General features: G+C 63.9%; 7 protein-coding genes. 2 read left to right on the plus strand and 5 right to left on the minus strand.

Annotated features, from left to right (window positions below; translation table 11 throughout):
* Positions 1-11: 11 nt before the first annotated feature.
* On the plus strand, positions 12-13,250 hold the full coding sequence (locus tag U873_RS0100280; RefSeq protein ID WP_025126327.1) for a non-ribosomal peptide synthase/polyketide synthase: 13,239 nt from the start codon (positions 12-14) through the stop codon (positions 13,248-13,250).
* 725 nt (positions 13,251-13,975) lie between these two features.
* On the opposite strand, the gene U873_RS0100285 is transcribed toward U873_RS0100280, so the two are convergent.
* Both U873_RS0100285 and U873_RS0100290 read right to left on the minus strand, forming a co-directional pair.
* Complete coding sequence (locus tag U873_RS0100285; protein ID WP_025126328.1) at positions 13,976-16,450, minus strand: TonB-dependent siderophore receptor; 2,475 nt, start codon at positions 16,448-16,450, stop codon at positions 13,976-13,978.
* A 95-nt stretch (positions 16,451-16,545) separates the two neighbouring features.
* Positions 16,546-18,198: a cyclic peptide export ABC transporter gene (locus U873_RS0100290; protein ID WP_025126329.1), complete on the minus strand. Its 1,653-nt coding sequence runs from the start codon at positions 18,196-18,198 to the stop codon at positions 16,546-16,548.
* 209 nt (positions 18,199-18,407) lie between these two features.
* On the opposite strand from U873_RS0100290, the gene U873_RS0100295 reads away from it, so the two are divergent.
* Positions 18,408-19,271 carry a formyltransferase family protein gene (locus tag U873_RS0100295; RefSeq protein WP_025126330.1) on the plus strand — a complete coding sequence of 288 codons (864 nt, stop codon included), beginning with the start codon at positions 18,408-18,410 and terminating at the stop codon, positions 19,269-19,271.
* A gap of 54 nt (positions 19,272-19,325) precedes the next feature.
* On the opposite strand, the gene U873_RS0100300 is transcribed toward U873_RS0100295, so the two are convergent.
* Genes U873_RS0100300 through pvdM form a run of 3 tightly spaced genes read right to left on the minus strand, consistent with a single transcriptional unit; the run spans position 19,326 to position 22,960 of the window.
* Entirely contained in the window at positions 19,326-20,219 is an 894-nt protein-coding gene (locus U873_RS0100300) for a formylglycine-generating enzyme family protein (RefSeq protein WP_025126331.1), read from the minus strand.
* A 47-nt stretch (positions 20,220-20,266) separates the two neighbouring features.
* Entirely contained in the window at positions 20,267-21,565 is a 1,299-nt protein-coding gene (locus tag U873_RS0100305) for an aminotransferase class V-fold PLP-dependent enzyme (RefSeq protein ID WP_025126332.1), read from the minus strand.
* A gap of 21 nt (positions 21,566-21,586) precedes the next feature.
* Positions 21,587-22,960: a pyoverdine-tailoring dipeptidase-like protein PvdM gene (gene pvdM, locus U873_RS0100310; protein WP_025126333.1), complete on the minus strand. Its 1,374-nt coding sequence runs from the start codon at positions 22,958-22,960 to the stop codon at positions 21,587-21,589.
* Between the last annotated feature and the right edge of the window lie 13 nt (positions 22,961-22,973).

Below are 22,973 nucleotides of genomic sequence, written 5' to 3' on the forward strand. Positions count from 1 at the left end.
CGAGGTAGTACATGCAAGCTTTAATCGACTCGGTAGGCACGCTTTCTTCCAAGGAAAGAAGAGCCCTGGCGATTTTGCTTAAAGAAAAGGGCATCAACCTCTTTGGTATCGCTCCTATCTGCAGCCGCGGCGCCGACGAGGCGCCGGTTCTCTCCTATACCCAGGAAAGCCAGTGGTTCCTTTGGCAACTGGAACCCGACAGCACCGCCTACCACATCACCACGGCGCTGCGCTTGACCGGAGAACTGGACCTCGACGCGCTGCGCCATGCATTCGATACCCTGATTGCTCGGCATGAAACCCTGCGCACTACCTTTTCCGAAGAAGATGGCACGGCGGTGCAGGTGGTCCATCCACCGGCGCCGCTGGACATCGAGGTCATCGAACTGCACGCCGGCGGCCTGTCCTATGAGGCCCAGGTCCATGCCCTGACCGACAGCAAGAGCCAGCCGCCCTTCGATCTGCGCAATGGCCCGCTGCTGCGGGCCAAATTGCTGCGGGTGGCAGCAGACGAGCATGTGCTGGTCCTGACCCAGCACCACATCGTTTCCGATGGCTGGTCGATGGGGGTGATGGTCGACGAGCTGATCCAGCTCTATGCCGGCTACCGCCTGGGACGCACGGTCAACCTGCCGGACTTGCCGATTCAATACGCCGACTATGCCAACTGGCAGCGCCAGTGGATGGATGCCGGCGAGCGTGAGCGGCAACTGGGCTATTGGCTGGAGCAACTGGCCGGGGAGCAACCCTTGCTGATGCTGCCGCTGGACCACTCGCGCCCGGCGATCCAGAGCTATCGGGGGGCGCTGTTGGATATTCCCTTGCCGGAAGAGCTGCGCCTGGGCCTCAAGCAATTGGCCCAGCGTGAAGGGGCAACCCTGTTCATGTTGCTGCTGGCCTCGTTCCAGGTGCTGTTGCACCGTTACAGCGGCCAGGCGGACATCCGCGTCGGCGTGCCGACCGCCAACCGCAACCGGGTGGAGACCGAGCGCCTGATCGGCTTCTTCGTCAATACCCAGGTGTTCAAGGCCGAGGTCGACGGGCAGCTGGGCTTCAATGATTTCCTGCAGCAGGTCAAGCAGACCGCGCTGATGGCTCAGTCCCACCAGGACTTGCCTTTCGAACAGTTGGTGGAAGCCCTGCGCCCCGAGCGCAGCCTGAGCCACAGCCCGCTGTTCCAGGCGATGTTCAACCACCAGACCGCGGTCAAGAAAGGTGGGCAGAGCCAGCGTCTGGACGACCTCAGCATCGAGACCCTGAGTTGGCAGGGGCGTGCCGCGCAGTTCGACCTGACCCTGGATACCTTCGAATCCGAGGATGGTCTCTGGGCCTCCCTGACCTACGCCACCGACCTGTTCGAGGCCGCCACCATCGAGCGTCTGGCCCAGTCCTGGGTGCAGTTGCTGCAGGGCATCGTCCAGCAGCCGCGCCAGCGCCTGGGAGACCTGCCGCTGCTGGGCGCTGCCGAGCAGCACCAGTTGCTGCACGAGTGGACCCCGGCCACCGGTGAGTTCCCCAGCGATGGTTGCGTGCAGCAGTTGGTGGAAGCACAAGCACTGAAAACCCCGGACGCCGAAGCCCTGCTGTTCGCCGGCCAGCGCCTGAGCTACCGGGAGCTCAATGCCCGGGCCAACCGCCTGGCGCACAAGCTGATCGAGCTGGGCGTGGGGCCTGAAGTGCGGGTCGGCGTGGCCTTGCAGCGCACCCCGGAAATGGTCGTGGCGCTGCTGGCGGTGCTCAAGGCCGGTGGCGCCTATGTGCCCCTGGACCCGGACTATCCACAGGATCGCCTAGAGCACATGCTGCGCGACAGTCAGGCGCAGATCCTGCTGACCGAAAGCGCCTTGCTGTCGCTGCTGCCGGCCGTGGAATCCCTGCAGACCCTGCAACTGGATGCCCAGCCGGGCTGGCTGGATGGCTACTCGACAGACGACCCGGCGCCACGCGCGACTCCGGACAATCTGGCCTATGTGATCTACACCTCCGGTTCCACCGGCCTGCCCAAGGGCGTGGCGATTGCCCATCGCAACGTGCTGGCATTGATCGATTGGTCGAGCCGGGTGTACAGCACTGAAGACCTGCAAGGGGTGCTGGCCTCCACCTCGATCTGCTTCGACCTGTCGGTGTGGGAGCTGTTCGTCACCTTGTCCAGCGGCGGTTCCATCGTCCTGGCCCGCAATGCCCTGGAGCTGCCGGAGCTGGTGGATCGCGACCGGGTGCGCCTGATCAACACTGTGCCCTCGGCGATAGCTGCACTGCAGCGCAGCGGGCAGATTCCGCCCAGCGTACGGATCATCAACCTGGCGGGTGAGCCGCTGAAACAGGCCCTGGTGGACAGCCTCTACCAACAGCCGGGGCTGGTGCATGTCTACGACCTGTACGGCCCATCGGAAGACACCACCTACTCGACCTACACCCGGCGCGAGGCGGGAGGGCAGGCGAATATCGGCCGGGCCATCAGCAACACCCAGAGCTACATCCTCAGCCCGGACCTGCAACCGGTGCCGGTGGGCAGTGCCGGTGAGCTGTACCTGGCCGGTGCCGGGGTCACCCGTGGCTACCTGGCACGCCCGGCGTTGACCGCCGAGAAGTTCGTGCCCAATCCGTTCTCCAGCGACGGCGGCCGGGTGTATCGCAGCGGCGACCTGACCCGTTACCGCGCCGATGGGGTGATCGAATACATCGGTCGCATCGACCATCAGGTGAAGATCCGCGGCTTCCGTATCGAGCTGGGGGAAATCGAAGCGCGGCTGGTGCAGCAAGCAGCCGTGCGCGAGGCTTTCGTCCTGGCCCACGAGGGTGACAACGGCCAGCAACTGGTGGCCTACATTGTGCCGAGCGACGCGGCAATGGCCGTCGCCGGGGATGCCCAGGCCACCCTGCGCGAGAACATCAAGAGTGCACTCAAGGAACATGTGCCGGACTACATGGTGCCGGCGTACTTGCTATTCCTCGAAGCATTGCCCCTGACCCCCAACGGCAAGCTCGACCGCAAGGCCCTGCCCAAGGTCGATGCCCAGCAGATGCAGCAGGTCTATGTGGCGCCGCAGAGCGAGCTGGAACAGCAGATCGCGGCGATCTGGGCCGATGTGCTCAAGCTGGAGCAGGTGGGGGCGACCGACAACTTCTTCGAGCTGGGTGGCGACTCGATCATCTCGATCCAGGTGGTCAGCCGGGCGCGGCAGGCGGGCATCCGCTTCACCCCCCGGGACCTGTTCCAGTACCAGACGGTGCAAGGGCTGGCTTCGGTGGCCGAGCAGGGCGCGGGCGGGGTGCAGATCGATCAGGGCCCGGTGCGCGGTGCGACGGCCCTGCAGGCGGTGCAGCAGTGGTTCTTCGAGCTGCCCATGAGCGAGCGTCATCACTGGAACCAGTCAGTGCTGCTCAAACCGTCCCAGCCGCTGTGTGCCGAAGTGGTAGAGAGCGCCTTGCAGGCGCTGCGGGTGCAGCATGACGCCTTGCGGTTGCAGTTCCGCCAGGAGGCTGATGGCTGGTCGGCGCGTTTTGCCGATGCCAGCCAGCGGCCGGAGCTGCTCTGGCAGGTTGCGGTGGATAGCGCCCAGGCCATGGAGCAGTCGGCGATCGAGGCGCAGCGCAGCCTGAACCTGCAGGACGGGCCGCTGCTGCGGGCCGTGCTGTTCAGTCTGGAGGACGGCAGCCAGCGTCTGTTGCTGGTGATCCACCACCTGGTGGTGGACGGCGTGTCCTGGCGGATCCTGCTGGAGGATCTGCAACTGGCCCACACTCAACTCAGCGCCGGCCAGCCCCTGGCGTTGCCGGCCAAGACCAGCTCGACCCAGGCCTGGGCCGAACAGATGCAGGCCTATGCCCAAGGTGCAGCGCTGCAGGAAGAACTCAAGTATTGGCAGGCCCAGTTGCAGGGCGTCGAGTCGAACCTGCCGCAGGATCGCCCGGTCACCGAGTTGCAGAACCAGCACGCCAGCAACCTGAGCTCACGCCTGGACAAGGCCCATACCCAGCGCCTGCTGCAGGACGCCCCGGCGGCCTACCGCACCCAGATCAACGATTTGCTGCTGACCGCCCTGGCCCGGGTCATCACCCGCTGGACCGGCGAAGCCAGTGCCCTGGTGCAACTGGAAGGCCACGGCCGCGAAGACCTGTTCGACAGCATCGACCTGACCCGCACCGTGGGTTGGTTCACCAGCATGTTCCCGGTGAAGCTCACGCCCCAGGCGTCCCTGGCCGACTCGATCAAGTTCATCAAGGAACAACTGCGGGCGGTGCCGAACAAGGGCATCGGCTTTGGCGCCCTGCGTTACCTGGGGGATGCTCAGGCGCAGCAGGCCCTGGCAGCCCTGGCCGTGCCGCGTATTACCTTCAACTACCTGGGCCAGTTCGACGGCAGTTTCGACGAGCAGGATTCCCTGTTCAAACCCAGCGGTGAAGCCAAGGGCGACGACCAGAGCCCACTGGCCCCGCTGAGCAACTGGCTGAGCCTGGATGGCCAGGTCTATGGCGGCGAGTTGAGCCTGAACTGGACCTTCAGCCAGCAGATGTTCGACAGCGCCACCGTGCAGCGGCTGGCCGACGACTATACCGAGGAGCTCAAGGCGCTGGTGGCGCATTGCTGCGCACCGCAGCAGGCGGGCGCGACCCCGTCGGACTTCCCGCTGGCGGGCCTGAACCAGCAGCAACTGGATCGTCTGCCGGTGTCGATGGCCTCGGTCGAAGACCTCTACCCCCTGTCGCCCATGCAGCAGGGCATGCTGTTCCATACCCTCTATGAGCAGGCGGCGGGCGACTACATCAATCAACTGCGGGTGGACGTGGACGGCCTCGATCCGCTGCGCTTCCAGCAGGCCTGGCAGGCGGCCATCGATCGGCATGACATCCTGCGCACCGGCTTTATCTGGCAGGGCGAGGTGTCGACGCCGCTGCAAGTGGTGCACAAGCACATTGCCCTGGATTGCACCCTGCATGACTGGCGCAGCCAGCCACAGCAGCAGGAGGCCCTGAACACCCTGGCCACCGCCGAGCGCCAGCGTGGCTTCGAGCTGGATGCGGTGCCCTTGTTGCGCCTGACCCTGGTGCGTATCGACGAGCAGCGCTACCACCTGATCTACACCAACCATCACATCCTGATGGACGGCTGGAGCAACTCGCAGCTGCTCGGTGAGGTGCTGCAGCGCTATGCCGGTCAACTGCCGAGCCACGCGCCGGGCCGTTACCGGGACTACATCGCCTGGCTGCAACGCCAGGATGCCCAGGCCTGTGAAAGCTTCTGGAAAGAACAGCTGCAGACGCTGGATGAACCGACCCGCCTGACCCAGGCGCTGTCCCGGGTCGCGGAGATTCCGGCTGGCACCGGCCACGGCAAGCATCATCGCGAGCTGGACCTGGCACAGACGGCACGCCTTGGCGAATTTGCCCGGCAGCAGAAAGTCACGGTCAATACCCTGGTGCAGGCGGCGTGGCTGCTGTTGCTGCAACGTTGCACCGGGCAGGAAAGCGTGGTGTTCGGCGCCACGGTGGCGGGGCGCCCCGCTGAGCTCAAGGGCATCGAGCAGCAGGTAGGCCTGTTCATCAACACCTTGCCGGTGGTGGCCACGCCACGCCCGGACATGACCGTGAGCCAGTGGCTGCAGGCGGTACAGAACCGCAACCTGGCGCTGCGTGACTATGAATACACGCCGCTGTACGAAGTGCAGCGCTGGGCCGGGCTGGGCGGGGACGCGCTGTTCGACAACATCCTGGTGTTCGAGAACTACCCGGTGTCAGAGGCCCTGGAAAAAGGCGCCCCGGCGCAACTGCGCTTTGGCGCGGTGGGCAACCACGAGCAGACCAACTACCCACTGACGGTTGCGGTCAACTTGGGGGCGAGCCTGTCGTTCGAGTTCATTTATGCCCGTGAATCCTTCTCTGAACCTTCGATGGTGCAGTTGGGCGGGCACTTGCAGGGCCTGTTGCTGAGCCTGATGGAGCATGCGCAAACCGGCCTGGGTGAGTTGCCATTGCTGACTCGGGACGAGCAGCGGCGCATTCGTCAGGAGTGGGACCACACCGATGTGGTCTACCCGACCCACCGTTTTGTCCACCAGCTGTTTGCCGATCAGGCGGCCAAGGCCCCGGATGCGCCGGCAGTGTTCTTCGCCGAGCAGCGCCTGAGCTACCGCGAGCTGGATACGCAAGCCAACCAACTGGCGCACAAGCTGATCGAACTGGGCGTTGGCCCGGAGGTGCGGGTGGCCATCGCCATGCCGCGCTGTGCGGAAATCATGGTGGCCTTCCTGGCCGTGCTCAAGGCCGGTGGGGTCTATGTGCCGCTGGATATCGAATATCCCCAGGACCGCCTGCGCTACATGATGCAGGACAGTGGTGCATGGTTGTTGCTGACTCAGAGTCATCTGCTGGATCGCTTGCCGATCCCCGATGGCCTGCCGACCTTGTCGGTGGAACGGGCCGCAGATTTTGCCGGCTACCCGGCCAGCGCCCCCCAAGTGGACTTGGCCGAGGAAAACCTCGCCTACGTGATCTACACCTCCGGTTCCACCGGCTTGCCCAAGGGCGTGGCGGTGTCCCATGGCCCGCTGGCCATGCACAGCCTGGCCACCGGCGAGCGTTATGAAATGAGCCCGGCGGATTGCGAGCTGCACTTCATGTCCTTCGCCTTCGACGGCTCCCACGAAGGCTGGATGCACCCACTGATCTACGGCGCCAGCGTGCTGATCCGCGACGATAGCTTGTGGTCGCCGGAGTTTACCTACGAACAGATGCACCGCTATGGCGTCACCGTGGGGGTGTTCCCGCCGGTGTACCTGCAGCAACTGGCGGTGCACGCCGAGCGCGACGGCAATCCGCCAGCGGTGCGGGTGTATTGCTTCGGTGGCGATGCAGTGCCCCAGGCCAGTTACGATCTGGCGTGGCGGGTGCTGCGGCCCAAGTACATCTTCAACGGCTACGGCCCGACCGAAACCGTGGTCACTCCTTTGATCTGGAAGGCCAAGGCGGGCGATCCGTGCGATGCGGCCTACGCGCCTATCGGCAATATCGTTGGCAACCGCAGTGCCTACGTGGCGGATGCCAACCTCAACCTGTTGCCGGTGGGCGTGGCGGGCGAGCTGTACCTGGGTGGCCTGGGCGTGGCCCGGGGCTATCTGGACCGTCCGGGCCTGACGGCCGAGCGTTTTATCCCTGACCCCTACAGCACCACCGGCGCCCGGCTGTACCGCAGCGGCGACCTGACCCGCTACCGCACCGACGGTCTGGTGGAGTATGTGGGTCGTGTTGACCATCAAGTGAAGGTGCGGGGCTTCCGTATCGAGCTGGGCGAGATCGAAGCTCGGCTGCTGGAACAGGACCCGGTGCTGGAAGTGGCGGTGATCGCCCAGCCCGGGCCCAGCGGCCAGCAACTGGTGGGTTATATCGTGCCGGTGGACGCCGAAGTGGCGTTGAGCAACGAGCGCCAGGCGCAACTGCGCGAGAGCATCAAGGCGCGCCTGCGGGAAAACCTGCCGGACTACATGGTGCCGACCTACCTGCTGTTCCTCGAAGCGCTGCCGCTGACGCCGAACGGCAAGCTGGACCGCAAGTCGCTGCCGAAAGTCGATGCGCAGCTGATGCAGCAGACTTATGTGGCGCCGCAGAACGAACTGGAACAACAGATCGCGGCGATCTGGGCCGATGTGCTGAAGCTTGAGCAGGTGGGCGTCACCGACAACTTCTTCGAGCTGGGTGGCGACTCGATCATCTCGATCCAGGTGGTCAGCCGGGCGCGGCAGGCCGGTATCCGCTTCACCCCCAAGGACCTGTTCCAGCACCAGACGGTGCAGGGGCTGGCCACGGTGGCGGAGCAGGGCGAGGGCGGTTTGCAGATCGACCAGGGCCCGGTGCGTGGGCAAATGCCGCTGCTGCCGATCCAGCAGTGGTTCTTCGACACCCCGGTGCCGGAGCGTCATCACTGGAACCAGTCGGTGCTGCTCAAACCGCTACAGGTGCTGCAAGCCCAGACCCTGGAAAGCGCCTTGCAGGCCCTGACGGTGCAGCACGATGCCCTGCGCCTGCGCTTTACCGAACATCAGGGCACGTGGAGCGCAGCCTTTGCCGATGCCGATGAGCCGGTGCAACTGCTGTGGCAGGCCAATGTCGCCGACGCCCAGGCGTTGCAACAGTTTGCCGAGCAGGCCCAGCGCAGTCTCAACCTGCAAGAGGGGCCGTTGCTGCGGGCCGTGTTGTTCACCCTGGCCGACCAGAGCCAACGCCTGTTGCTGATCGTTCATCACCTGGTGGTGGATGGGGTGTCCTGGCGGATTCTCCTGGAGGATCTGCAAGCCCTGTTGGGCAATCAGGCACTGCCGGCCAAGTCCAGCTCGACCCAGGCCTGGGCCGGGCAGCTGCAAGCCTATGCCAGCAGCACAGCGCTGCAGCAGGAGCTGGGTTACTGGCAGGCGCAGTTGCAGGGTGTCGAGTCGAACCTGCCCTGCGACCACGATCATGACGGATTGCAGAACCAGCACGCGACCAGTGTCGAAACCCGGCTGAGCAAGGGTGATACCCAGCGCCTGTTGCAGGACGCGCCGGCGGCCTATCGCACCCAGATCAACGACCTGCTGCTGACCGCCCTGGCCCGAGTCATCACCCGCTGGACCGGCGACAGCAGCGCCCTGGTGCAACTGGAAGGCCACGGCCGCGAAGAGCTGTTCGACAGCATCGACCTGAGCCGCACCGTGGGCTGGTTCACCAGCGTGTTCCCGGTGAAGCTGACGCCGCAGCCGGCCCTGGCCGACTCGATCAAGTTCATCAAGGAACAGCTGCGTGCCGTGCCCGACAAGGGCATCGGCTTCGGTGCCCTGCGCTACCTGGGGGATGCTCAAGCCCAGGCAGCCCTCGCCGCACTGGCCGTACCACGCATCACCTTCAACTACCTGGGGCAGTTCGACGGCAGCTTCGATGACCAGCAGGCATGGTTTGCCCCGGCCAATGAGGCCAAGGGCGACGACCAGAGCCTGCACGCCCCCCTGGGCAACTGGCTGACCCTCAACGGTCAGGTCTATGGCGGTGAGCTGAGCCTGGGCTGGAATTTCAGCCGGGCGATGTTCGATACCGCCACCATCCAGCGCCTGGCAGACGAGTATGCCCAGGAGCTCCAGGCCCTGATCGAACACTGCAGCCAGTCCGAGCACCGTGGCGCCACCCCGTCGGACTTCCCGCTGGCGGGCTTGAACCAGCAGCAGTTGGACCGCTTGCCGCTGGCCCTGGCCCAGGTCGAAGACCTTTACCCGCTGTCGCCGATGCAGCAAGGCATGCTGTTCCACACCCTGTATCAAGAGGAGGGCGGCGACTACATCAACCAGCTGCGGGTAGATGTGGACGGGCTCGATCCCGAGCGCTTCCGCCAGGCCTGGCAGGCAACCATCGAGCGCCATGACATCCTGCGCAGCGGTTTCCTCTGGCAGGGCGAACTGCCGGCGCCGATCCAGGTGGTGTACAAGCAGGTCAGCCTGGAGTGTGCCGAGCACGACTGGCGCTCGCCAGAGCAGACCCCGCAAGCCCTGGACGCCCTGGCTGCGGCCGAGCGTCAACGGGGCTTCGATCTGGCCGCTGCGCCCCTGCTGCGCCTGACCCTGGTGCGCACTGGCGAGCAGCGCTACCACCTGATCTACACCAACCACCACATCCTGATGGACGGCTGGAGCAACTCGCAGTTGCTCGGTGAAGTACTGCAACGTTATGCCGGTCAATTGCCGCAGCACCTGACCGGGCGCTACCGCGACTACATCGCCTGGCTGCAACGCCAGGACGCCACCCTCAGTGAACATTTCTGGAAACAGCAACTGCAGGGGTTGGATGAGCCGACCCGTCTGGCCCAGGCCATTGCTGGCGGTGCACGCGCGCCGCTGGAGGAGGGCCATGGTAGCCACGGCAGCACCCTCGACGAGGCTCAGACCCGCAGCCTGGGCGAGTTTGCCCGACAGCAGAAAGTTACGGTCAACACCCTGGTGCAAGCCGCCTGGCTGTTGCTGCTGCAACGCTGCACCGGGCAGGACACTGTGGTGTTCGGCGCCACCGTGTCTGGCCGGCCGGCAGAACTCAAGGGGGTGGAGCAGCAGATCGGGCTGTTCATCAACACCTTGCCGGTGGTGGCCGCGCCACGTCCGCAGATGTCGGTCAGCGACTGGTTGCAGGCGGTGCAGGAACGCAACCTGGCCCTGCGTGACTTCGAACACACGCCGCTGTACGACGTGCAGCGTTGGGCCGGCCTGGGGGGCGAGGCGCTGTTCGACAACATCCTGGTGTTCGAGAACTACCCGGTGTCCGAAGCCCTGGAAAAAGGCTCGCCGGCACAGCTGCAATTTGGCGCGGTAGGCAATCATGAGCAGACCAACTACCCGCTGACCCTGTCGGTGTTCGTCGCTGAGCGCCTGTCGTTCGACTACAGCTATTCGTGCCAGCACTTCAGTACCGCCGCGATCCAGCAGTTGGCCGAGGGCCTGCAACAGCTGCTGCTGGCCATGATCGGCAACCCCCGGCAGTGCCTGGGGGACCTCTCGCTGCTCAGCGATGGGCAACGGATGGCCGTTGAACAAGCATCCCGCCGGGCGGCCGGGCAAGTGGGTCGGGACCTGAATATCCACCAGTTGATCGAAGCCCAGGCCGCACGCACGCCGGATGCCGTGGCGCTATTGTGTGCCGGTGAGCAACTGAGCTACGGCCAGTTCAACCAGCGGGCCAACCAATTGGCCCACAAGTTGATCGAGCAGGGCGTAGGCCCGGATGTGCGGGTCGGCATTGCCGTGGAGCGTGGGCTGGACATGATTGTTGGCCTGCTGGCGGTGCTCAAGGCTGGCGGCGCCTACGTGCCGCTGGACCCTGAATACCCTCAGGAGCGCCTGCACTACATGATGCAGGACAGCGGCATCCAGTTGCTGCTGACCCAGTCGCCGCTGCTGGAGCGTTTGCAGGATGGCCTCGCGGTGCCGTACCTGTGCCTGGACCAGGCTCCCGTCTGGCTGGCCGGTATGGCGCAGGGCAACCCGCCTGAACGTAGCAGTGCAGAAAACCTGGCCTACGTGATGTACACCTCCGGTTCCACCGGCCGGCCCAAGGGCGTAGGCATCACCCACAATGCCCTGAGCCAGCACGCACGGGCCACCGCCAGCCATTTCAACATGACGGCTGCCGACCGTGGCTTGCAGTTCTCTACCTTCAACTTCGACGCCTTTGTCGAACAGCTGTACCCGGCGCTGATCTGTGGTGCGTCGGTGGTGATCCGCGGCAAGGCGCTGTGGGACAGCGAAACCTTCTACCGCGAGCTGATCGAGCAGGGCATCAGCATCGTCGACTTGAGCACCGCCTACTGGTTCATGCTGGGCAAGGACTTCGCCGCCAAGGGGCCACGGGACTTTGGCCGCCTGCGTCAGCTCAACCTGGGGGGCGAGGCTATGCCGGCGGAAGGCGTGGCGGCTTGGAAACAGGCCGGCCTGGATCAGGTCTGCCTGCTCAACACCTACGGGCCTACCGAAGCCACCGTGAGTGCCACGACCCATGATTGCGGCGCCTACCTGAATGGTGCTCAGCCGATGCCGGCGGTGATTCCACTGGGCAAGGCCCTGCCGGGCCGCTCCATCTACTTGCTGGACAACAGCGGCAACCTGCCGCTCAACGGTGTGATCGGCGAGCTGATGATTGGCGGCGACCTGCTGGCCCGGGGTTACCACGACCGCCCAGGCCTGACCGCCGAGCGTTTCATTCCCGATCCGTTCAACACCGATGGCGGTCGTCTGTACCGCACCGGCGACCTGGCCCGTTATGACGCCGAAGGCGTGATCGAGTACGCCGGGCGCATCGACCACCAGGTGAAGATCCGCGGTTTCCGCATCGAAATGGGCGAGATCGAAGCGCGGCTGCTGGAGCTGGCTCAAGTACGCGAGGCAATTGTGCTGGCCCAGGACGGTGCGAGCGGGCCGCAACTGGTGGCTTACGTCGTGCCAGCCGCGCAGGTGGCGGCCGATACGCCCGAGGCCCAGGCGCAATTGCGCGAGCAATTGAAGGGGGCTCTCAAGGAGGTGCTGCCGGACTACATGCTGCCGGCGCACCTGCTGTTCCTCGAAGCGCTGCCGTTGAGCCCCAACGGCAAGCTGGACCGCAAGGCCCTGCCTAAAGCCGACGCGAGTCAGTTGCAGCAAGCCTACAACGCTCCGCAGAGCGAACTGGAACAGCAGGTCGCCGCCCTCTGGAGCCAGGTGCTGGACATCGAACAGGTGGGCCTGGACGACAACTTCTTCGAACTGGGCGGCCACTCCCTGGATGCCTTGCGCCTGATCGGCGCCATCAACCAGGCACTGGCTGTGCAACTGAGCATCAATGCCCTGTTCGCGGCGCCGACTGTGGGGCAACTGGCTGGTGCGATCGCCGTTGGCCAGGCTGACAGCGCGCAGAACGTCGTCGCCCTGGGCGGCGCCGGTCAACCGCTGTTCTGCTTCCACCCGGCGGGGGGCAGCGTATATGGCTACCTGCCGTTGGCGGCGCAGTTGCGCGACCATTGCACGGTGTATGGCGTGCTGCATCAGGCCTACCTGCAAGCCGACTGGAGCGAGGTTTCATGGCTGGCCATGATTCAGCGCTATGTCGCCAGCATCCGCCAGGTGCAGCCGACAGGTCCTTACTACCTGGCAGGCTGGTCCCTGGGCGGGTCCATTGCCATGGACGTGGCCAGCGAACTGGAGGCGGCGGGAGAGATGGTGCGTTTCCTCGGCCTGCTCGACCCGACACCGCCTCAGGGCGCCGGGGACGATCAGGTCCAGACGCAGGAGATGCCCGTCACTGTGACGGCCGAGTCCGAGTGGCGGGCGATCATCGACAAGCTCTGCCAGCAGTTCCCGGGCAGTGCGCAGATGATCGAGAGCCGCTTGAGGCGCGAAGCCGAGCTCGACTGGCAGAGCATCCATGGCTGGGTGGCTGGCAATATCCCCCTGGCTCCCGGCGAGCTGGATCGGGTGGTGGGGCTGTTCAAGGCCGAGTTTGACGCCTCGCTGGTCAGCGCCGTGTTCAATGACTTGAGTGCCTTGTCTGCGGCCTATGCCTACCGTCCGTTGCAGGTTGCGCCGCGGCTGTGGTGGTCCAGCGATTATGCCCGGGAGCGGATCCAGGTCATGGAGCAGGCCATGGGTCGCGAGGTGCAGGGTGGCGAGATAGCCGCTTCATACCCTATCGAAGCCCGCCATGAAGCCATGGTGGACAGCCGAGCCTTGCTGGAGAGCTTCACAGAGCAGTTGCTGACCTGCTTGAACTGAGACACCGACAAAGGCCTGGACCGGCAACGGTCCAGGCCTTTGTCGTTTTCGTCATAAGCAAATCAACGGCTCGCCCTCGCTCTGTAGGAGCTGGCTTGCCAGCGAAGGCGTCACCCGGGGCGCTGCATGACTTGCGGGCCTCTTCGCCGGCAAGCCGGCTCCTACGGGGATCTGCACCGTGTATCCGACTGCTGTAGGAGCTGGCTTGCCAGCGAAGGCGTCACCCTGGGCGCTGCATGACTTGCGGGCCCTTTCGCCGGCAAGCCGGCTCCTACGGGGATCTGCACGGTCTATCTGCCTGCTGTAGGAGCTGGCTTGCCAGCGAAGGCGTCGGCCCAGGCGCTGCATGACTTGCGGGTGCCTTCGCCGGCAAGCCGGCTCCTACGGGGATCTGCACGGTCTATCTGACTGCTGTAGGAGCTGGCTTGCCAGCGAAGACGTCACCCGGGGCGCTGCATGACTTGCGGGCCTCTTCGCCGGCAAGCCGGCTCCTACGGGGATCTGCACCGTGTATCTGACTGCTGTAGGAGCTGGCTTGCCAGCGAAGACGTCACCCGGGGCGCTGCATGACTTGCGGGCGCCTTCGTCGGCAAGCCGGCTCCTACGGAAGGGCATGTGGGAGGGGAGGGGAATTCATCGCGTTGCAGGATTTGGCTTGCCAGCGAATGCGCACGAGTCTCAAGGGCGCCTTCGCCGGCAAGCCGGCTCCTACAGGAGGGGGTGTTTCACAGAGACCAACTGACCGTGACCATGGCATTGCGCGGGTCGCCATAGAGGCTGGTGCCGTAGTCGGTGTTGGTGCCGATGCTCTGGTAGTAGCGCTTGTCGAAGAGGTTGTTCACGTTGAGGCGGATGTTCACATTCTCCGAGGCCTTGTAGCTGGTCATCAGGTCCACCAGGGCGTAGGACTTCTGTTCGATGCGGTAGTCGAAGGTGCTCAGGTAGTCGTTAGTGCCTTTGTTGTAGATGGTGTTCTGGCCATAGATCCCGCCACCAATGGTCCAGCGGTTCAGGTCGCCAGGCAGTTGGTAGGTGGTGAAGGCCTTGAACACACTGCGCGGGATATCGGTGTCGAACAGGCGGCCGACGTTGGCTTCGTTGGAGTCCTTGGTGTACTTGACCGAGGCATAGGTGTAACCCGCCCCCAGTTCCCAGCCCGGGGCCAGGGTGCCGTTGATTTCCAGTTCGATACCTTCGCTGCGCACCTGGCCCGCGGCTTCGTAGCAGGTGCTTCCCACCGGGTTGCACTGGTTGGGGTTGAGTACCTTGGCGCGGTTTTCCTGGTCGATGCGGAAGATCGCCGCACTGGCATTGAGTTTGCCGTCGAAGTACTCGCCCTTGATGCCCAGTTCGTAGTTCTTGCCTTCGATGGGCTTGAGCGCGCCGTTGGAGGTGTCGAGTTCGGTCTGTGGCTTGAAGATATCGGTGTAGCTGACATAGACCGAGTGGTTCTGGTCCAGGTCATAGATGGCGCCGGCATAGCGGGTCAGGTGTCGTGTCACTTTGTTGGGCAGGCTGGAGGCGGAGGCTTTGCCGTTCCAGGTGGTGGTCACGTCGTAGTCGTACCAGTCCAGGCGTCCGCCAAGGATCAGCTTCAGGTCATCGGTGATGCTCAGACGGGTGGTGACGTAGGTGCCTTCCAGCTGGCTGGTACGGCGCTGTGTCCAGGGGTTGGCACTCATGTCCGGTTTGGGAATGCCGCTGGGCTTGTAGATGTTGGTATGGGTCTCGAGGTCGATGGGCAGGCCCTTGCCCTTGAACGTCAAGTCGCGCCGGCTGGCGCCCACCACCAGTTCATGGGTGCGCCCGAACAGCGAGAAGGGGCCGGTGACGTAACCGTCGTAGCTGTTTTGCTGGTCTTCGTAGTCGTAGCGGCCGATGTTCTGGCCGAACTCATCGTAGTTGGCGCCCATGCGTTCCGGAATGGAGCCGAGCATGTTCAGGTCCGACCAGCTCTTGCTGGCGGACAGGAGCATTTTCCAGCTGTTGGCGAAGCGATACTCCAGGCGGCTGAACGCCGTGGTGTTGTTCTGATCCCAGTACTCCCACTTGCTGCCCAGGTAGGTCGAGCGCTTGAGGTGCAGGTCGCTGCCGTCGGCTGCAACCGGCAGGCCACCCCAGGAAGTGTTGTTTCTGCCGCTCTGGTTGGAGACGCCAAAAGTGAAGGTGGTGTCTTCGTTCAGGTCGGCCTCGGTGATGCCGTAGAACACGTTGCGTTCACTGCTGACGAAGTCCTGGAAGCTGCCCTTGCTCTGATAGGCGGCGACCACCCGGCCGCGCAGGGTGCCGCTGTCGTTGAGGGCGTTGGAGGCGTCGATCTCGGTGCGGTAGTCGTCCCAGCTGCCGGCGCTGCCGGTGACGGTGACCCGCGGTGTGGCGGTGGGGCGCTTGCGCACCATGTTGATCGCTGCCGACGGGTTACCTGCGCCCTGCATCATCCCGGTGGCGCCACGCACCACTTCCACATGGTCGAAGATCGCCATGTCAGCCGAGGAGTTCATGTCCCGGCTCAGGTAGTGGGTCAAATCGTTGGGCAAGCCGTCGGTCATCAGGTTTTCGACGGCAAAACCACGGGAGTAGAAGGTCGGCCGCTGCGGACCGTCCTTGGTGATGGAAATGCCGGGGGTGGCCTTGAGCACATCCTCCAGGGACCTCATGTTCTGGTCATCCATGCGCTGGCGGGTGATGACCGTGACCGACTGCGGGGTTTCCCGGGCCGTCAGCGACAGCTTGCTGGCGGTCTGCATGGCCCCGGTGGTGTAGGAACCTGTGTCCTCGGTGGTGGTGCCCAGGCCCTGGCCGCTGATGGTGCTGGTCCCCAGTTCCAGCGAGCCGTTGCCACCATGGTTGCGGATAGTGACCGAGTTGTCCTTGAGGGTGTAGGCCACCCCCGTGCCATTGAGCATGGCCGCGATGGCCCGCTCCGGCGAATAGCTGCCGCTGAGAGCGTTGCTGCGCTTGCCTTGCACATCGTCAGGGTTGTAGAGCACCTGCATATTGGCCTGGCGCCCGAACTCCTGCAGGGCCGCAGACATGGACTGCGAGACGATGTTGAAATGGATCTCCTGGGCCTGGACCTGAGCCATCAAGGGCAGGGTCAGGGCCAGGCCCAGGGTGCGGGAAGCCATTTTTGGCGAGAACGCCTGGCGAAGCAGTGCTTTCGTCAGAGGGGTCAGTCGGTGTTGTGCGGGCATGCTCATGTGCTCTTATAGATCCGGCAAATGTAGTGACTGTTAATGGTATTAATTCTCAGTTCTATCTGTATGACGCACCAGTTGCCATAAACCGGAAATATTTACGCCGGTTCCATCTCCTGCACGACCTTGCCAGCGCGCAGGCGTACCAGTTGGTCGGCGATGTCGAAATAACGATCGTCGTGGCTGATGACGATGATGGTCTTGCCCAAGCGTTTGAGGTCCGGCAGCAGTTCGGTATAGAAAATTCGCCGGAAGGCCGGGTCTTGATCCGCCGCCCACTCGTCAAATACCAACACCGGGCGCTCTTCAAGCCAGGCATTGACCAGCGCCAGGCGCTTGCGCTGACCAGTGGACAGGTCAGTGGTGGTGAAGGCGCCATCCTTGACGCTGACCTTATGGGCGATCTCCAGGCGGTCGAGGTACTGGGCAGCGACATCGAGTGACTTGCCGGCACTGCCCTGGACCAGGTCATCGAACAGGTAGTAGTCGGCGAACACTGTGGTGAACAGTTGTCGATAATCGTCGCGAACCCGGTCGGTCACGGTTTCGCCATTGAGACGGATTTCCCCCGATTGGGGTTGATACAGGCCCAGCAGCAGCTTGATCAGGGTGGTCTTGCCGCAGCCGTTCTCGCCAACGATGAAGACGATATCGCCTTGCTTGATACTCAGGTTGATCGGGCCCAGGTGAAACGGTTCGCTGCCCTCAACCGCCGGAGGGCTATAGCTCACACCTTTTAACTCCAGGCTGTGCACTGTCATCTGCGGCGCTTCGCTGTCGTCCATCAACAGATGCGGCTCGGGAGAGGAGAAGCGTTCAGACAGTTCGCTGATGCGGGCGAAGGCGATCTTTGCCTTGCCGATGATCGGCAGGTAGCCAACCACGTGTTCCAGGGGGCCTTTCATGTACAGCAGCACTAGCACGAAGCCAGTGATCACTGCGGGGTCCGGGTTCGGGTAGTAGGCCTGCATGGCCAGGGCCAGGCCGATGACCACGAAGAACAGCATTGAACCGAAGCTCTTGGCCAGGATGTAGGTGTTCACCGAGCGCACCTGGATGTCACTGATGCGGTCCGCGGTTTCCTGAATGCGCTGGGTATTCATCCGGAAACGCCGGGGCCGATGGATTCGCAGTTCCTTCGCGCCGGAGGCGATGGCGTTGTAGTAGCGCTGCAGTTCGTCTTCATGGTCACGGGCCTCGTCGAAGCCCCTGATACCCTTGCCGCCGGCCACCAGCTGCACGCTGGTGCCGATGATGATTGCCACCACCATCATCAGGAACATCGGTACCGACAGGTACGCCAGGTAACCCAGGCAGCCCAGGGTTACGGTGGTGGCGATGGCTAGAGGAGTGAAGGCGAAGGAGAAGTCGCTGATGGTGTCGACGTCGTGGGTCAGCACCGGGATCAGGCGGTGGGAGCGATAGCGTTCGATCTGTGTGATGGGGGCCGAGAGCACCTTGGCGCCGAGGTCCTTGCGCAGAGCGGCAATGATCCTTTGACCCACGTAGTTGGTACCGATATCCGAAACGATCGCGCTGGTCAGAGCCAGCAGGCACAGGGCGGCGAATGTCAGGACTACTCCCTGGGTCATGCCAGTCTGTGAGTGCAGCGCGTTGTTGATAGTGGCCAGCAACAGGGTAATGGCCAGGCCGCCGGCCATGCCCAGGGTTACCGAGACAATCACGATGGTGCGAAAGGGCTTGAGTAATGCGAGCAGTTCGCGAAATGCACCGCGCTTGGGGTCGGTCATAGATACTTCCCGGAAAGTGAATAGGGGGTCGTGGCACACAGACCCTTACCCATGACAAACGAAACGCTGAAGCGAGTATTTAGCGCCGCCTGCCATGTCTCGATGATCAATGCGCCATGGTGATAAATCGGCTGCCCCCTGCTTCGTTCTTGTTTTGTGGGCGCACGTGTATCGACGCAGTGCCTGAACCAATGAGCGAGAGCGAGCAAATGACAAAGAAGAATCTGGTGTATGTCTGGTCCCTGCGAAATGCCGCCGCCGACAAGGCCGGGCAGCCGGTGGCCTACAAGGACCACGAGCGCTATATGAAATCGGTGCTGGAGTTTCTGGTTCAGACGCTGAATCAGACGCCCTTGGGCGAGGCCTACGAACTGGTGGGCGTGGTCTACGACGATGACGAGCAGTCGCCACGGGACCAGCAGTTGGTAAGCGACTACGGCTTTGCCTACCAGCCGGGCCGCCAGTGGCTGTACCCGGCGGACCTGGAAGTGCAGGGCAAGCGGGTCAACGACTTGCTGCTGAGCGTGCCGTCCACCTATCGCCGCCATCCCCGCGGCAGTGCCGAGCACGTCGCCGGCAAGCAGGATTTCGAACGCCGCCTGCACGACACTCTAGTGGAGCTCAAAGCCGATATCGTGGTGCTCGACGGCCTGCTGGTGATCCTCGATGAACTGGTGCGCCCGGGAGCGCCTTTCGCCCGGCGGATCATGAACATCCATCCGGGCATCACCCGCATCGAATCGCCCTATGAGCGTCGCGGAGCCTATGCCACCTGGAATGCCCTGTACGGTGCTCGTGGGCAGAAAGTAGTGGATTGGGCGACGAAGGAAACCGTGCCGACCGCTCCGCTATACCTGACCGGTGCCTCGTTCCACTACGTGGACAACGGTATCGACTCCGGCGAGGTGCTGCATGATGTGCTCAACACCGAAATCGGCCCCGAGGACACCATCCTCGAACTGCGTTGGAACAACTTCAACAACAGCCTGTTCCCGGCCTTGCGCCAGGGCCTGTGGCTGATGCTGGAGAACCTTCGCCAGGCTCAGGCCGGAAAAGCCCGGGACGTCGCCTGATACTGCCAGTGGCCCGGTGCGTTTGTGGCGCCGGGCCGCTGTTCATCGGGGTGTTTACTTGTGGCTGGCGCCAGGCTGTTCCAGCTCGCGCACGACCCGAAAGCTCAACCAGTCTCCGCGTACTTCGCGCTTGCGGCTGTTGCGGTTGCCCGAACGCGAGAATACCGGGGCCTCGCCCCAGTCGTTGCCACGGATCTGGGCGTCCAGGCATACCCCTTCCGACTCTTCCATCCAGGCACTGCCATCGGCCGGAGCGCCTACGTAGTCCGGGTGCCAGCAGTCGGCGACCCACTCATAGACGTTGCCGTGCATGTCATACATGCCGAAGGCGTTGGCTGGATAGCTGCCCACCGGGGCGGTGAAGCTGAAGCCATCCTTGGGGCCGTAGGTATTGGCGTGCTTAGTGATCTGGTACTGGCCTTCTTCATCGAAAGGGAAGGGGAAGGAGCCGGTGCTGCCGGCGCGTGCGGCATATTCGCGTTCCGCCTCGCTGACCATGCGGTAGTGCTTGCCGGTCTTCTTCGACAGCCACTGGGTATAGGCCTGCACATCGGCGTAGTCGACGCAGACCGCCGGCTGGCGCGGCCCCTGTTCATAGCGAGGCTTGCTGGCCTGGCACAGGCGGCCGGGGCGGTCGTCGCCGTCCTTGATCACGGTGCCGGTTTCGCGGATGTAGGCATCCAGCTCGGCGGCGGTGACATGGAAGCGGCTCATGGCGAAGGCTTTCTGGAAGGTCACTGTGTGCTGCGGGCCTTCATCAGGCTCGCGGCCTACTTCGTCTTCCGGGGTGCCCATGACAAAACTGCCGGCAGGCAGGACTACCATTTCCGGGCAATTCTTGCAGTCCTTGAACACGCTGCCGGGCTTGGGCGGTTCTACCGCGTGGGCGTTGAGGCTGATCAGGCAACCGGCCAGGGCGGCCAGGGAGGAATAGGCGACGGGTTTCATCAGTCAATAGCCTTGTGCAATGTGAGATCTGGGGGCGTGGCAACGGTTCAGGCGGTCTTGCTGCTGCGCAGGCGCTTGCCCAGCAGGTCCATGGTCCGGTCGATATCCGCCTCGCTGTTGAGCAGGCCGGGGGCCATGCGCACCACCGGCCCGGCATCGCGGTCCACCGCGTCCACCAGGATGCGGTTCTCGATCAGCCAGGCGGCGGTGGCGTCGGTGTCCAGGTTCTGGCCGCGGAAGAAGGTGAAGCCGGCGGAATGCTCCGGGCTCAGGGGCGTGACCAGTTCGATGCCCGGGTGTTCCTGCAGGCGCTGCTTGAGGTAGCTGTTGAGTTCGTGGATGCGCGACTGGACGTTGGCCTTGCCCAGCTGCATGTGCAGGTCGAAGGCCTGGTCCACGGCCCAGCGGTGCTCGAAGCTGTGGTAGCCGCCGGGGGTCATGGTGGTGGCGAAGTTCTGGTTTTCGGAGAAGGTCGCCACCATCGGCGTCAGGTGTTCGAGTTGTTCCGAGCGCGAGCAGAAGATCCCGGTACCCCTGGGGCCGAACATCCATTTGTGGGTGCCGGCGACGAAGAAGTCGCAGTTCAGATCGGCGAAGGTGATGTCTTCCACCCCCAGCCCGTGCACGCCATCGACACAGTAGAGAATCCGCTCCTTTTCATCGCGATTGCGGTTGTGCTGGTCCACCAGCTTGCCGATCTCGCCGATCGGCAGCTTCACGCCGCTGCCCGACTGCACCCAGGTCATGCCCAGTACCCGGGTGTTGGCGCGGATGCTGCGGTCGATGTTGCCCAGCACTTCGTCGGTGGACACCCGGTGGGGCGACTTGAACAGTTCGATGGTGCGCACCTGGGTGCCGTCGCGCTGGGTGCGGTACTTCAGCGCGTTGCGGGTCGAATAGTGCTCGTGAACCGTGGTCAGGATCTCCTGCCCGGGGCGCACGTGAATACCGCCATACATCAGGGCCAGGCCTTCGGTGGTGCTGCCGGTCAACGCCACCTGGGCGGGTTTGATCTGCAGGTAGCGACCGACGCTTTCGCGCACCTGGGCCTCGCGCTGCCAGGTGTACTGGGTGTCATAGTCCATGGCCATGGCCGGGTTGCGATCGAGCACCGCCCGGTACTTCTCGATGGCCTCGCGCACCGGCCTCGGGTGCGAGGTGATCAGGAAGTTGGCCAGGTGCACGTAGTCCGGGTCCAGGTCGAACAATTGGCGCAACTGCGTCCATTGCGAGGTGCTGGTGGTCGTGGTGCTGCCGGCCTGGGCCTGGCTGATGGCCAGATTGCTCAGGGGCAGAGCGGCGGCCAACAGGCCTGCTTGTTTGAGGAAGGTCCGGCGATTGGTCACAGGAAGGCTCATGGTCATGGGTTAGCCCGCTACGGCAGGTTGAGGGGCGGGTTTGGCAGGCTTGGCCAGTTTTTGCACCTGTTCCCAGACGCGTAAATAGTTCTCGCCCCAGAGCTTGGCGATCTCGATGTCGCTGTAGCCACGCTGGATCAGCTCGGCGGTGACGTTGCGGTTGTCCGCCACGCTCATCCAGCCGTTGACGCCACCGCCCTCGTTGAAGTCCGAGCTGATGCCGACGTGGTCGATGCCGACCTTCTTCACCGTGTAGTCGATGGCGTCGACAAAGTCCTTGAGGCTGGCCTTGGGCTCTTCATCGAGGATGCCGTACAGGGAGCTGGCGTATTCGCCAAAGCGCTGTTCCGGCCAGATGGTGATCACCGCGTCGCCGGGCATCAGTGCGTTCTCCAGGCCTTGCAGCGGCCCGAGGTCGAAGCGCTTGCGCAAGGCATTGAGCTTGTCCAGGGTCGGCTGGCTGAGGGGGCGCAGGTAGGTGGAGAAGCCTACGACCTGGATCACCCCGCCGGTGGCCTTGATCTGTTGCATTTCCTGGTCGCTGAGATTGCGCGGGATATCCACCAGCGCCCTGGGGGCGGAGTGGGAAGCCACCACTGGCGCCCGGGTCAGGCTCGCAACATCGTCCAGGGCCTTGCTCGACATCTGCGAGACGTCGATCACCACCCCCAGGTCGTTGAGCCGCTGCACCGCCTGCTTGCCGATGGGCGAAAGACCGCCGAGGGCGTCACGGGTGTCGTTGAAGAAGGGCAGCGGGCGCGACGAGTCGGCCCAGTCGTTGTTGCCGACATAGCTGAAGCCGAACAGGCGCATGCCCCGTGCGGCCCACTGGTCCAGCTGGTCCAGGTCGTCGCCCATGGCGTAGGCATTGAGCAGGCTGATGACCACCGCCACCTTGCCTTCGGAGGCAATGCGGCGCAGGTCGGCGGGGGTGTAGGCAATCGCGACCTGGTTGGGGAAGTCACGCACCATGCCCTGGATGATCCGGTAACGGGTCTCGCGTTGATGGCGCGATTCCTCGACGAAGCCGGCGGTGGGGCGGTGCGGCGCGTTGGCGCCGTTCCACATTTCCGGCCAGGCCAGAATGCTCAGGGCGGCGCCGGACATGCGCCCGCGCCCGGCCTTGACCAGGTCGAACTGGCGCGAGGTGTCCTTGTCCGCTTCGCTGCCTTCGGTGCCGAAATCCAGGGGCACGGTAATGTGGCTGTCGAAGGAAATGATGCGCTCTTGCAGGTCGTTGGCGTGCTTGACGATCTCGTTGGGATAGGACACCCGGTCCTTCCAGTAGTAGTGCCAGGCTGCGCCGGCACCGACACCGAGGGCGGCGACGATAAGTATCAGCAGGCTCAGATAGAGGGTTTTCTTACCAGATATTTTGATCATTGCTATCCCAGTC

Origin of the sequence: Pseudomonas sp. PH1b (assembly GCF_000633395.1) — a bacterium.
Taxonomy (GTDB): domain Bacteria; phylum Pseudomonadota; class Gammaproteobacteria; order Pseudomonadales; family Pseudomonadaceae; genus Aquipseudomonas.

Excerpts from the sequence above, each read along its gene's own strand:
- U873_RS0100280 (WP_025126327.1), top strand. The coding sequence starts at position 12 with ATGCAAGCTTTAATCGACTCGGTAGGCACGCTTTCTTCCAAGGAAAGA.
- U873_RS0100285 (WP_025126328.1), bottom strand. The coding sequence starts at position 16,450 with ATGAGCATGCCCGCACAACACCGACTGACCCCTCTGACGAAAGCACTG.
- U873_RS0100290 (WP_025126329.1), bottom strand. The coding sequence starts at position 18,198 with ATGACCGACCCCAAGCGCGGTGCATTTCGCGAACTGCTCGCATTACTC.
- U873_RS0100295 (WP_025126330.1), top strand. The coding sequence starts at position 18,408 with ATGACAAAGAAGAATCTGGTGTATGTCTGGTCCCTGCGAAATGCCGCC.
- U873_RS0100300 (WP_025126331.1), bottom strand. The coding sequence starts at position 20,219 with ATGAAACCCGTCGCCTATTCCTCCCTGGCCGCCCTGGCCGGTTGCCTG.
- pvdM (WP_025126333.1), bottom strand. The coding sequence starts at position 22,960 with ATGATCAAAATATCTGGTAAGAAAACCCTCTATCTGAGCCTGCTGATA.